Genomic DNA, 12109 nt, shown 5'->3' with positions numbered 1-12109 from the left:
CACCCCCGCACCTGCACCAACGCTCTTGTGGGAGGGCCGGCCAGGCCCGCACACCACGCCAGTCGCCCCCGGGCGGCTCGAACGAGGAGGACCTCGAATGGCCAAGCACGGAAAGGGCTACCGCAAGGCAGCCGAGCTCGTCGACGCCAACCAGCTGTACAGCCCCCTGCAGGCTGCCGGTCTGGCCAAGCAGACGTCGACCACGTCCTACGACGCGACCGTCGAGGTCGCCATGCGCCTGGGTGTCGACCCGCGCAAGGCCGACCAGATGGTCCGCGGCACGGTCAACCTGCCCCACGGCACCGGCAAGACCGCCCGCGTCATCGTCTTCGCCACCGGTGACAAGGCCGCCGAGGCCGAGGCCGCCGGCGCCGACGTCGTCGGGTCCGACGACCTGATCGAGCGCATCCAGGGCGGCTTCCTGGACTTCGACGCCGCGATCGCGACGCCGGACCAGATGGCCAAGGTCGGTCGCATCGCCCGCATCCTCGGCCCCCGTGGCCTGATGCCGAACCCGAAGACGGGCACCGTGACCCCCGACGTCACCAAGGCCGTCAACGACATCAAGGGCGGTAAGATCAACTTTCGCGTCGACAAGCAGTCGAACCTGCACCTGGTGATCGGCAAGGTCTCCTTCGACGAGGCCAAGCTGGTGGAGAACTACGCCGCCGCCCTCGACGAGGTCCTGCGCGCGAAGCCCTCGGCCGCCAAGGGCCGGTACGTCCGCAAGGTCACCGTCTCCACGACGATGGGCCCGGGCATCCAGGTCGACCCGAACCGCACCCGCAACCTGCTGGTCGACGAGGCCTCCCAGGTCTGACACCAGCGCACGAACAGAGGGGCCCCGCAGCCGGTCGGCTGCGGGGCCCCTCTGTCGTTGCTCAGCGCTTCTTGGGGGGCAGCGGGACGAAGCCGCTGGTGCGTTCCACGTACTCGGCGAAGCCGCGACGGGAGCTCGTCATCCGCTTGTCGGTCATCGCCGCACCCGAGCCCTTGACCAGGTTCAGCGTCATGAGCACCGGACACACGACGAAGACCAGGCCCGACCAGTGCCCGGCGGTGAGCAGCCACAGGCCCCACATGACCGCGGCGTCCCCGAAGTAGTTGGGGTGCCGCGTGTACTTCCAGAGCCCCTGGTCGTTCACCTCGCCCTGGTTGGCCGGGTCGGCCTTGAAGCGCTCGAGCTGCCAGTCGCCGACGGTCTCGAAGACGAACCCCACCGACCAGACGACGACGCCGAGCAGAGCGGCCACCAACGGCCAGCCCGAGGTGGCCGGGCCCTCCTGGTGGGCCGCGACCTGCAGCGGCAGGGAGACCACGAACAGCACCGCCGTCTGGGGCAGGTACACCCGGCGGTAGAGGTGGGCGGCCGGGGACCCGGTGGCCCGGGCGGCGATCTCCTCGTACCGCGGGTCCTCGCGGGACCCGTTGCGCCGGCCGATGTGCACGGCCAGCCGGACGCCCCACGCGGCCGTGAGCCCCAGGGCCAGCAGCTGCCGCCCCAGGTCGCCGTGGTCACCGGCCCGGGCGATCACCAGGCCCACCAGGGACACGACGACGAAGCCCAGCCCCCAGACGACGTCGACCACCGAGTGCCGGCCCAGCCTCAGTGCCAGCAGCCAGGTGCCGGTGAACACCGCCAGCAGCACGCCGAGGGTGACGAGGGCGTTGACCCCCAGTGCGCCCCAGTCCAGCCCCGTCACAGCGACCAGGGGGCTCGGGTGGCGGGCATGCCGCTGCGGCCGGTGTCGGTCGGCTTGACGAAGAGCAGCTGGTCCACGCCCATCCGGTTCTCGGCGAAGGTGAGCCCGCCACCGGCGAGGTAGAGCCGCCAGATCCGCGCACCGGCGACGCCGATGATCGCCACGACCTCGTCCCACCGGTCCTCCAGGCGCTGCGCCCAGGCCCGCACGGTCCAGTCGTAGTGCTCCCGGATGCTCTCCACGTCGCGCAGCTCCAGGCCGGGGCGGGCGAGCATCTCCGCCGTCCCCCAGGTCGGGCGCATGTGCATGTCCGGCGCGACGTACCGCTCGATGAACGCACCGCCGCCGGGGGCGCTCGGGTGGCTCATGGCCTGCACGAGGACCCGCCCGCCGGGCTTGACCAGCCGGTGCAGCGTGTCGGCGTAGACCGGGTACTGCTCCTGGCCGACGTGCTCGCTCATCTCGATCGAGCTGATCGCGTCGTAGGGCCCCTCGGCCGGCATCGGCACGTCCCGGTAGTCCTGCAGCCGGACGGTCACCCGGTCGGCCAGCCCGCGCTCGGCGACCAGCTTCTCGATGTGGTCGCGCTGCTGGGCGGAGATGGTCACGCCGGTGGCGTGCACGCCGTGGTGCTGGGCGGCGTAGAGCAGCATCGAGCCCCAGCCGCAGCCGACGTCCAGCAGGCGCATGCCCGGCTGGAGGCCGAGCTTGCGGCAGACCAGCTCGAGCTTGTCCCGCTGGGCCTCGGTCACGGTGTAGCTGCCGTCGGCGGCGCCGGGGTCGGTGGCCGGGTCCTCCCGGAAGTAGGCGCACGAGTAGGCCATGTGCTCGTCGAGCAGTGCCTGGTAGACGTCGTTGCTCTGGTCGTAGTGGTAGCTGATCGCGTCGCTGTCCCGGTCGGTGGAGTGCTTCTCACCCGAGAGCACGGCCTCCTCCGGGGGCGCGGCCGGACGACGCCCCACGATGCCCAACCGCAGGGCCGTGCGGGCCCAGCGCAGCTGGTCGCCCAGGCCGGGCAGCACCGGCGGGCGCTCGCGGACCAGCGACCACACCCGGGACAGGCCCTCGGCGAGGTCGCCCTCCACGTCGATCTCCCCGGCCACGTAGGCCCGGGCCAGGCCCAGCTCGTTGGGGTCCCACAGCAGTCGGCGCAGTGCGGTGCGGCTGTTCAGGACGACGACCGGTGCGTCGGTCGGGCCCGCCTCGCTGCCGTCCCAGGCGCGGATCCGGACCGGGACGCGGCCGCCGAAGACCTCACCGACGAGGGCGGCGAGGCGGCCGGCGACGGTGCGGTCGGGGGAGGGGGTGCTGCTCATGCGACGGTGCTCCAGTCGTTCGGGGTGCTGGCGACGAATCCTCCGGCGTTCGGCCGCTGCAGGCCGCCCGGATGGCCGGCGCGACGGTACGTGTCGCCCGATGGCGTACTGTGTGCGGAGTTCCCCCCAGACCGCTGGTCGTCGCACGTCCGCGTGCGATCGAAGGTCCCGGATCACCGGGCGTCCCGCGCAGGTGGACGGATGCTCGGCCCAGGCTCCGGCCTGCTCCACGCCCCGTCGCGCCTCGCGCACGGGGCGTCCTCGTTCTCCGGGCCCCTCGATCGTCGCGCGCCGTGTCTCCTCCGGTGGTCGCCCCGACTGAGAGAGGAGGCCCATGCCCACCCAGGCCAAGGCCGCGGTGATCGACGAGATCACCAGCCGGTTCCAGGACTCGAGTGCGGCGGTGCTCACCGAGTACCGCGGGCTGACCGTGGCGCAGCTGACCCAGCTGCGTCGTTCCCTCGGTGCGGGCAGCACCTACGCCGTCGTCAAGAACACCCTGACGAAGCGGGCTGCGGACCAGGTCGGCCACGCCGACCTGGCACCGCTCCTCAACGGCCCCACCGCCATCGCGTTCATCGCCGGTGACCCGGTGGAGGCCGCCAAGGCCATCCGTGACTTCGCCAAGGCCAACCCGGCCCTGGTCGTCAAGGGCGGCGTCGTCGAAGGCCGCACGGTCGATGCCGCCGAGGTCACCCGCCTCGCCGACGTCGAGTCCCGTGAGGTCCTCCTCGGCAAGCTCGCCGGCGCGATGAAGGGCAACCTCACCAAGGCCGCCGGGCTGTTCCAGGCCCCGCTGTCGCAGGTCGCCCGGCTCGCCGAGGCGCTCAAGGAGAAGAAGCCCGCGGGCGACGCTCCTGCCGACGACGCATCTGCTGCACCCACCACCCCCGACACGACCGACGCTGACGCCGCGCCCGCGGCCAGCGACGACTGACCCCAGAAGGAGACATCATGGCCAAGCTGTCCACGGACGAGCTGCTCGACGCTTTCAAGGAGATGACGCTCCTGGAGCTCTCTGACTTCGTCAAGGAGTTCGAGACCACCTTCGACGTCACCGCCGCCGCCCCGGTCGCCGCTGCCGCCCCCGCGGCCGCCGGTGCCGCCGCCGAGGCCCCGGCCGAGCAGGACGAGTTCGACGTCGTCCTCGAGGCTGCCGGCGACAAGAAGATCCAGGTCATCAAGGAGGTGCGCGCCCTCACGTCCCTCGGCCTCAAGGAGGCCAAGGACCTCGTCGACGGTGCGCCCAAGCCCGTCCTGGAGAAGGTCGCGAAGGACGCTGCCGAGAAGGCCAAGGCCGCTCTCGAGGGCGCCGGCGCCACGGTGACCGTCAAGTAACTGCACCACCCCGCACGGCCCACAGGGGCCGTCCTCCGTCAGGGGGGCGGCTCCTGTGGCGTTCCCCCCGACGGGTGGGACACGGTCCACGAGATTGCCGTGACCCACGTAACCACCAACCTGACGCTTCGTTACTCCTCAGTAGGACGTGCGTCACCACCAGGTGCGGCGGGACCGGCAGCGTGGTCGGTGAGGGAGGTCGGACGTGGGCGTCGCGGTGCACGTGGAGGGGCTCACGAAGTCCTTCGGCAGCCAGAACATCTGGTCCGACGTCACCCTGACGCTCCCGCCCGGGGAGATCTCGGTGATGCTGGGGCCGTCCGGCACGGGCAAGTCGGTGTTCCTGAAGTCCCTGGTGGGGCTGCTCAAGCCCGAGCGCGGCTCGATCGTCATGAGCGACACCGACATCGTCACCTGCTCCGAGCGCCAGCTCTACGACGTCCGCCGCCTGTTCGGGGTGCTGTTCCAGGACGGCGCGCTGTTCGGGTCGATGAACCTCTACGACAACGTCGCCTTCCCGCTGCGCGAGCACACGAAGAAGAGCGAGTCCGAGGTCCGCGCCATCGTGCGCGAGAAGATGGACATGGTCGGTCTGGCCGGCACCGAGGGGAAGCTCCCCGGGGAGATCTCCGGCGGCATGCGCAAGCGCGCCGGCATCGCCCGCGCCCTGGTGCTCGACCCCGAGGTCATCCTCTTCGACGAGCCGGACTCCGGGCTGGACCCGGTCCGGGTGGCCTACCTCAACCAGCTGATCGTCGACCTCAACGCCCAGATCGACGCCACGTTCCTCATCGTCACCCACGACATCGGCACCGCCCGCACCGTGCCGGACAACCTCGGCCTGCTCTTCCGGCGGCACCTGGCGATGTTCGGCCCGCGCGAGCAGCTGCTCACCAGCCAGGAGCCCGTCGTCCGGCAGTTCCTCAACGGACGCCGCGAGGGCCCGATCGGGATGAGCGAGGAGAAGGACGTCGCCCAGGTCGAGGCCGAGATGGCCGCCCTGGAGGCCCGGGGCGGTGACCAGCACAACGGCGTGGGCCCCAAGGGCGCCTCCGGTGGCGAGGCGGTGCCGCCGCAGCTGGAGCCCACCCCCGGTCTGCCCGAGCGCAAGGCCGTCCGCCGCCGGCAGGAGCGGGTGGCCCGGATGCTGCACACCTACGACCCGACGACCGCCGACGCGATCCGGGCCAGCCTGCCCGCCGACCTGCTCGCCCTCGCCGACTCCGGCAGCTACACCCCGACCGCGGGGACCGGCCGGGAGTGGCGGACCGAGGACGGCGCCGACCTCGTCGTCCCCGACCCGCGGGGCCGCTCGTGAGCGCGGCCCCGGGAGAGCGGCCGAGGGCGCCGGGGCTCTTCGACGGTCCGCTGTCCCCGCTGCGCCCGCTCAAGGCCAGCGGCAACCTGTTCGCCTTCGCGCTGGACGTTGTCCGGGCGGTGTTCCGGCGGCCCTTCCAGCTGCGTGAGTTCATCCAGCAGACCTGGTTCGTCGCCTCGGTGACGATCCTGCCCACCGCGCTGATCGCCATCCCGTTCGGCGCGGTCATCGCCCTGCAGCTGGGGTCGTTGACCCGCCAGCTGGGCGCGCAGTCCTTCACCGGGTCCGCGTCGGTGCTGGCCGTGCTGCGCGAGGCCAGCCCCATCGTCACCGCCCTGCTCATCGCCGGGGCCGGCGGCTCGGCGATCTGCGCCGACCTCGGAGCGCGCAAGATCCGCGACGAGATCGACGCCATGGAGGTGCTGGGCATCTCCCCGATCCAGCGCCTGGTCGTACCGCGGGTGCTGGCCTCGATGCTGGTCGCGGTCCTGCTCAACGGACTGGTGTCGGTCGTCGGCGTCACCGGCGGCTACTTCTTCAACGTGATCCTCCAAGGGGGGACGCCGGGGGCCTACCTGGCCAGCTTCAGCGCGCTGGCCCAGGTCGAGGACTTCTGGTCCGGGGAGATCAAGGCACTGGTCTTCGGCCTGATCGCCGGGATCGTGGCCTCCTACAAGGGCCTGCGGGCCGGCGGCGGGCCCAAGGGGGTCGGTGACGCGGTGAACCAGTCCGTGGTCATCACCTTCCTGCTCCTGTTCGCGGTGAACTTCGTGATCACCGCGATCTACTTCCAGCTCGTGCCGCCGAAGGGCCAGTGACGATGGCCCTCCTCTCACCCGTCGACCGGGTCAAGGTGCGCACCCGGCGGATCGTGCGCACGGTCTACCGCCGTCCGCTGACCACGCTGGACGACCTCGGCGACCAGCTCGGCTTCTACGGCCGCGCGCTGGCCTGGACGCCCCGCACGCTCAAGCGCTACAAGCGGGAGACGTTCCGGCTGCTGGCCGAGGTCAGCTTCGGCACCGGCGCGCTCGCGGTCATCGGCGGCACGGTCGGCGTCATCGCCTTCCTGTCCTTCTTCACCGGCACCGAGGTCGGCCTGCAGGGCTACGCCGCGCTGGACCAGCTGGGCACCTCGGCGTTCACCGGGTTCCTCTCCGCCTACTTCAACACCCGGGAGATCGCCCCGCTGGTGGCCGGGCTCGCGCTGTCGGCGACCGTCGGCTGCGGGTTCACCGCCCAGATCGGTGCGATGCGGATCAACGAGGAGATCGACGCCCTCGAGGTCATGGGCGTGCCCTCGCTGCCCTTCCTGGTGACCACCCGCATCGTCGCGGGCTTCGTCGCGGTGATCCCGCTCTACGTGATCGGCCTGCTCACCAGCTACTTCGCCACCCGCACCATCACCACGGTGGTCTACGGGCAGTCCGCGGGCACCTACGACCACTACTTCAACCTGTTCCTGCCCCCGCAGGACGTGCTGTGGTCCTTCCTCAAGGTGCTGGTCTTCAGCGTCGTGATCATCCTGAGCCACTGCTACTACGGCTACCGCGCCGGTGGCGGGCCGGCCGGGGTGGGCCTGGCCGTGGGCCGGGCCGTCCGCTTCTCGATCGTGGGCGTGATGGTCATCGACCTGTTCCTGTCCCTGGCCATCTGGGGCTCCACCACGACGGTGAGGATCGCGGGATGAGCCGGGGCAGGGGTGCCGTCGTCCGGCAGCGGTTGCAGGGCCTGGCCTTCCTGGTGGTCATCGCGCTGCTGCTGGGACTCGCCGTCGCCACGTACCAGAAGGCGTTCAGCGGCGCGGTCACCGTGACGCTGCAGACCGACTCGATCGGCAACCAGCTGCAGACCGCCAGCGACGTCAAGGTGCGAGGGGTCATCGTGGGGGAGGTGCGCGCGGTGCGCGCCACCGCCGACGGTGCGGAGATCGAGCTGGCGATCCAGCCCGAGCACCTGGCCCGGATCCCGGCCAACGTCGGCGCCCGGCTGCTGCCCAAGACCCTCTTCGGCGAGCGGTTCGTGGCCCTGCAGCTCCCGGAGGCGCCGTCGGCGGAGCGGTTGGCCGCCGGTGACGTGATCCCGCAGGACCGCAGCGAGAACGCCATCGAGCTCGAGCGGGTGATCGACGACCTGCTGCCCCTGCTGCAGGCGGTCGACCCCGCCGACCTGTCCTACACCCTGGGCGCCGTCGCCGACGCCCTGCGCGGCCGGGGGGACCTGCTGGGGGAGAACCTGGCCGACACCGGTGCCTACGTGGGGGAGCTGAACACCGTGCTGCCCGAGCTGCAGGCCGACGTCTCGCTGCTGGCCGACGTCGCCGACACCTACGACGCCGCCGCCCCGGACCTGCTGGCGGTGCTGGGCGACCTGTCGGTGACCGCCTCCACGGTCACCGACCAGGCCGAGCAGCTGCGGCGCACCTTCACCGTGGTGGGCGGCTCGGCGCAGACCGCGGCCGGCTTCCTGACCGACAACGAGGACGCCCTCATCCAGCTCGCCGCCGGCTCCCGGCCGGTGCTGGGCCTCTTCGCGGAGTACTCCCCGGAGTACCCCTGCCTGCTCGACGGGCTGACCCGCTTCAACCCGCTGATCAGCGAGGCGTTCGGCGCCGACGGTGACCCGTCGCTGAACCTGGACCTGACGGTCACTCTCCCGCCGCGCAACCCGTACGCCCCGGGTGACCAGCCCGCCTACGACGACGTCTCCGGTCCCGACTGCCGGGGCCTGGGCGACATCGACGGGATCATCGCGGCCGCGGCCCAGGGCGAGTACTACTGCCCGGTCCCGCCGCTGGACGGCGTGGACTCCGCCGACAACCCGGTCAGCGGCAACCCGCGCTGCCTGGGCGGCACCGGTCCCACCGACGTCCCCGGCGGGGACACCCGGACCGGACGCGAGGGCACGGGGCTGGGCACCGACCTGTCGCTGGCCTCGGCGTTCCCGTCCGGGCTCACCGACGGCGGCGGCAGCGGGGGACTGGCCGGGAGCACCGGGGAGCTGGACTTCGTGCGGAACCTGCTGGGCTACCAGACCGGCACCGACCCGGCCGACGTCTCCGACCTGGCGGCGTCCTCGATGGCCCCGGTGCTGCGCGGGACGCAGGTGATGGTGCCGTGAGGGGCCTGACCGCACCGATCGTCAAGCTGGTCGTCTTCGCGATGGTCACGATCCTGGCCAGCTACGTGCTGCTGGCCACCATCACCAACGCCGGGTACGGCGACCAGACCGCCTACCGGGCCCAGTTCACCGACGTCGCCGGGCTCGTCGAGGGCGACGAGATCCGCATCGCCGGGGTGCGGGTCGGGCAGGTGACCTCCATCGGACTGTCCGACGACGCCGAGCGGCCGGTCGCCGAGGTCGGGCTCGAGGTGGAGTCCGGGGTCGGGCTGCCCGCCGGGGTCCAGGCCACCATCCGGTACCGCAACCTGGTGGGGCAGCGCTACGTCGCGCTCACCGAGGGCGAGGGCTCGGCCGGCCGCACGCTGGCCGCCGGCGACACCATCCCGCTGGCGCAGACCACCCCGGCGCTGGACCTCACCGTGCTGTTCGGCGGGTTCCAGCCGTTGTTCCAGGCGCTGAGCCCCGACGACGTCAACCGGTTGTCCTACGAGCTGATCCAGGTGTTCCAGGGCGAGGGCGGCACGATCCAGAGCCTGCTGGGCCACGTTGCGTCCCTCACCGGGTCGCTGGCCGACCAGGACGCCGTGATCGGCAGCGTGATCGACAACCTGAACAGCGTCGTGGGCACCCTCGCCGCCCGCGACCAGCAGCTGAGCGGGCTGGTGGTCTCGCTCCAGCAGTTCGTCAGCGGGCTGACCGCCGACCGGGACTCGATCTTCGACTCGCTGCAGACCATCGACACCCTCGCGGTCACGACGTCGCAGTTCCTCACCGACGCCCGGCCCCCGCTGGCCGCCGACATCACCGCCCTGGGCGACCTGTCGACCAACCTGGCCGACACCGGCGACGTGCTGGAGGACTTCCTGCAGCTGGCCCCGGTCAAGACCGACCTGCTGACCCGCACCGCGGTCAACGGCAGCTGGTTCAACTTCTACCTCTGTTCGGCGTCCGGCCTGGTCTCCCTGCCGGTCGTCGGGGACGCCCAGCTGCCCCCGGGCGGCGCGGCCAACGGATCGGCGGGGTGCAGCTGATGGCACGGGACTCCCGGCCCTTCCGCGACCGCGACCCGGTCACGATCGGGGCGATCAGCCTCGCGGTGATCGTCGCGCTGGTCGCGCTGGCCTTCAACGCCCAGTCGCTGCCGCTCATCGGCGGCGGGACGGTGTACTCGGCGTCCTTCAGCGAGTCCGCCGGCCTGCGGGCCGACGACCCGGTGCGCATCGCCGGGGTCAAGGTCGGCCAGGTGGAGAGCCTGCAGCTCGAGGACGGCGCCGTCACCGTCGAGTTCCGGGTGTCCGACGCCTTCGTCGGTGACCGCAGTGAGGCGGCGATCAAGATCGAGACCGTCCTGGGGGCGAAGTTCCTGGCCCTGGTGCCCCGCGGGGAGACCGCCCTGGACCCCGACGACCGGATCCCGCTGGAGCGCACCGCCTCGCCCTACGACGTCGTGGAGGCCTTCAGCGGCCTGGCCCAGACCATCGACGACGTCGACACCGACCAGCTGGCGCAGTCCTTCGAGGTGCTCAGCGAGACCTTCGCCGACACCCCCGACGAGGTGCAGACCTCACTGGAGGGGCTGTCCCGGTTGTCCACCACCATCTCCTCGCGGGACGCCGAACTGAGCCAGCTGCTCTCGGCCACCCGTGACGTGACCCAGGTGCTGGCCGACCGCAACGGCGAGTTCACCCAGCTGATCCTGGACTCCAACACCCTGCTCACCGAGGTGCAGGAACGCCGGGCGCTCATCGACTCGATCCTGACCAACACCCAGACCCTGGCCACCCAGCTCGCCGGGCTGGTCGCCGACAACACCGCGGCGCTCACCCCGGCGCTGGCCCAGCTGTCGGAGGTGACGGCCATCCTTGAGCGCAACCGCCAGGACCTCGGGCAGACGGTGGCCAACCTGGCGCCCTTCGTCACCGTCTTCACCAACACCCTGGGCAACGGGCGGTGGTTCGACAGCTTCGTGGACAACCTGATCCCGGGCGTCGTCGGCGGCGTGCTCTGCGGCTCGGTGGCCGGCTCGACCGGCGGGCTCGTGGGGTGCTCCCCGTGACCGGCCGGCTGCAGCGTGCCGTGGCGCTGGCCGCGGCGGTGCTCCTGGTCGGCACGCTGGGCTGGATCGTGCTGCGCCCGGCGGGGCAGATGCGGGTGACCGCCTGGTTCGGGCAGGCCGTGGGGCTCTACGAGGGCTCCGACGTCCGGGTGCTGGGCATCGACGTCGGGGAGATCACCCGGGTGACACCGATGGGCGACCGGGTGCGGGTGGAGATGCTCGTCGACGAGGACTACGACGTCCCCGCCGAGGCGGTCGCGGTGATCCTGGCGCCCTCGCTGGTCGCCGACCGCTACGTCCAGTTCGCCCCGGTCTACTCCGGCGGCCCGACGATGGCCGACGGCGCCGAGGTGCCGCTGGAGCGCACGGCCACCCCGGTCGAGCTCGACCAGGTCTACGGGGCGCTGGACGACCTGTCCGTGGCCCTGGGCCCGACCGGCGCCAACGCGGACGGAGCGCTGTCGGACCTCGTGGAGGTGGGTGCGGCCAACCTGGACGGGAACGGCCAGGCGCTCAACACCACGCTGACCGGCTTCTCCCAGGCCGTGGAGACCCTCGCCGAGAACCGCGACGACCTGTTCGGGTCCGTGGAGAACCTGCAGGTCTTCACCAGCGCCCTGGCCACCGTCGACGCCCAGGTGGGGCAGTTCAACGACAACCTGGCCGCGGTGTCCGAGCAGCTGGCCGGCGAGCGGGAGGACCTGGCCGCGGCCATCGCCCTGCTGTCCTCGGCGCTGGGTCAGGTGGCCGGGTTCGTGCAGCAGAACACCACGCTGCTGACCACCAACGTCGACCGGCTGTCCGCGGTCACCCTGACCCTGGTGCAGCAGCGGGAGGCCCTGGCGCAGGTGCTCGACGTCGCCCCCGCCGCGATCGGCAACCTCGCGCACGCCTACAACCCCGACTACGGGACGCTGGACACCCGGGACAACTCCCTGGGCAGCCAGAACGCCGACGTCGTGGTCTGCCAGCTGCTCGGTCAGGCCGGCCGGCTCCAGCTCGCCGGGGTCGACCTCACCGACGTGACCGCGCTGCTCGGGCTCCCCCCGATCGACCACGTCTGCGCCCGGCTGCTGTCCGGCGACCCGGGCGGGGACGGCACGATCGACGACCTCAACGGCAACGGCGTGCCCGACCTGCAGGAGCTGCTCACCGCGGTCTTCTCGCCGTCGTCCGGGTTGCCCGGTGGCGGCACCGGCCTGCCCGGTCTGCCCTCGATCCCAGGAGTCCAGCCGTGAAGCGGACCACCACCACC

Annotated in this window: 12 protein-coding genes; 10 read left to right on the top strand and 2 right to left on the bottom strand. The window is 71.8% G+C overall.

Annotated features, from left to right (window positions below):
- The first annotated feature begins 97 nt into the window (after positions 1-97).
- Positions 98-820, top strand: a complete 723-nt coding sequence (locus F1C76_05700; protein ID QNG36149.1) for a 50S ribosomal protein L1 — start codon at positions 98-100, stop codon at positions 818-820.
- Between the two features lie 61 nt (positions 821-881).
- Here F1C76_05700 and F1C76_05695 read toward each other — a convergent pair whose 3' ends face one another.
- Positions 882-1694 (bottom strand): DUF1295 domain-containing protein, encoded by an 813-nt coding sequence (locus F1C76_05695; GenBank protein QNG39039.1) that lies wholly within the window; start codon positions 1692-1694, stop codon positions 882-884.
- 5 nt (positions 1695-1699) lie between these two features.
- Positions 1700-3019, bottom strand: coding sequence for a class I SAM-dependent methyltransferase (locus F1C76_05690; protein ID QNG36148.1), 1320 nt, complete (start codon positions 3017-3019; stop codon positions 1700-1702).
- A 334-nt stretch (positions 3020-3353) separates the two neighbouring features.
- Here F1C76_05690 and F1C76_05685 point away from each other — a divergent pair, with 334 nt between their 5' ends.
- The 9 genes from F1C76_05685 (at position 3354) to F1C76_05645 (ending at position 12092) form a co-directional block, all read left to right on the top strand.
- Positions 3354-3956, top strand: a complete 603-nt coding sequence (locus F1C76_05685; protein ID QNG36147.1) for a 50S ribosomal protein L10 — start codon at positions 3354-3356, stop codon at positions 3954-3956.
- A gap of 17 nt (positions 3957-3973) precedes the next feature.
- Positions 3974-4357: a 50S ribosomal protein L7/L12 gene (locus tag F1C76_05680; GenBank protein ID QNG36146.1), complete on the top strand. Its 384-nt coding sequence runs from the start codon at positions 3974-3976 to the stop codon at positions 4355-4357.
- A gap of 205 nt (positions 4358-4562) precedes the next feature.
- Positions 4563-5675, top strand: coding sequence for an ATP-binding cassette domain-containing protein (locus F1C76_05675; GenBank protein ID QNG36145.1), 1113 nt, complete (start codon positions 4563-4565; stop codon positions 5673-5675).
- A 50-nt stretch (positions 5676-5725) separates the two neighbouring features.
- Positions 5726-6493 carry an ABC transporter permease gene (locus tag F1C76_05670; GenBank protein QNG39038.1) on the top strand — a complete coding sequence of 256 codons (768 nt, stop codon included), beginning with the start codon at positions 5726-5728 and terminating at the stop codon, positions 6491-6493.
- A gap of 53 nt (positions 6494-6546) precedes the next feature.
- Positions 6547-7365 (top strand): ABC transporter permease, encoded by an 819-nt coding sequence (locus tag F1C76_05665; protein ID QNG39037.1) that lies wholly within the window; start codon positions 6547-6549, stop codon positions 7363-7365.
- The gene (locus F1C76_05660; protein ID QNG36144.1) at positions 7362-8795 is read left to right on the top strand and encodes an MCE family protein; all 1434 of its coding nucleotides are present in this window, start codon (positions 7362-7364) and stop codon (positions 8793-8795) included. The genes F1C76_05665 and F1C76_05660 overlap by 4 nt, the downstream gene beginning before the upstream one ends.
- A 41-nt stretch (positions 8796-8836) precedes the next feature.
- Entirely contained in the window at positions 8837-9829 is a 993-nt protein-coding gene (locus F1C76_05655; protein QNG39036.1) for an MCE family protein, read from the top strand.
- Positions 9829-10854, top strand: a complete 1026-nt coding sequence (locus F1C76_05650) for an MCE family protein (protein ID QNG36143.1) — start codon at positions 9829-9831, stop codon at positions 10852-10854. Before F1C76_05655 ends, F1C76_05650 begins: the two co-directional genes overlap by 1 nt.
- The gene (locus F1C76_05645; protein QNG36142.1) at positions 10851-12092 is read left to right on the top strand and encodes an MCE family protein; all 1242 of its coding nucleotides are present in this window, start codon (positions 10851-10853) and stop codon (positions 12090-12092) included. Before F1C76_05650 ends, F1C76_05645 begins: the two co-directional genes overlap by 4 nt.
- Positions 12093-12109: the final 17 nt, after the last annotated feature.

It is taken from the genome of Geodermatophilaceae bacterium NBWT11 (assembly GCA_014218215.1).
GTDB lineage: Bacteria > Actinomycetota > Actinomycetes > Mycobacteriales > Geodermatophilaceae > Klenkia.
Note: the sequence above shows the minus strand (reverse complement) of the source record. Positions and strands in the feature narration are given on the sequence as shown.

Excerpts from the sequence above, each read along its gene's own strand:
- F1C76_05700 (QNG36149.1), top strand. The coding sequence starts at position 98 with ATGGCCAAGCACGGAAAGGGCTACCGCAAGGCAGCCGAGCTCGTCGAC.
- F1C76_05660 (QNG36144.1), top strand. The coding sequence starts at position 7,362 with ATGAGCCGGGGCAGGGGTGCCGTCGTCCGGCAGCGGTTGCAGGGCCTG.
- F1C76_05650 (QNG36143.1), top strand. The coding sequence starts at position 9,829 with ATGGCACGGGACTCCCGGCCCTTCCGCGACCGCGACCCGGTCACGATC.
- F1C76_05685 (QNG36147.1), top strand. The coding sequence starts at position 3,354 with ATGCCCACCCAGGCCAAGGCCGCGGTGATCGACGAGATCACCAGCCGG.
- F1C76_05690 (QNG36148.1), bottom strand. The coding sequence starts at position 3,019 with ATGAGCAGCACCCCCTCCCCCGACCGCACCGTCGCCGGCCGCCTCGCC.
- F1C76_05680 (QNG36146.1), top strand. The coding sequence starts at position 3,974 with ATGGCCAAGCTGTCCACGGACGAGCTGCTCGACGCTTTCAAGGAGATG.
- F1C76_05655 (QNG39036.1), top strand. The coding sequence starts at position 8,837 with ATGGTCACGATCCTGGCCAGCTACGTGCTGCTGGCCACCATCACCAAC.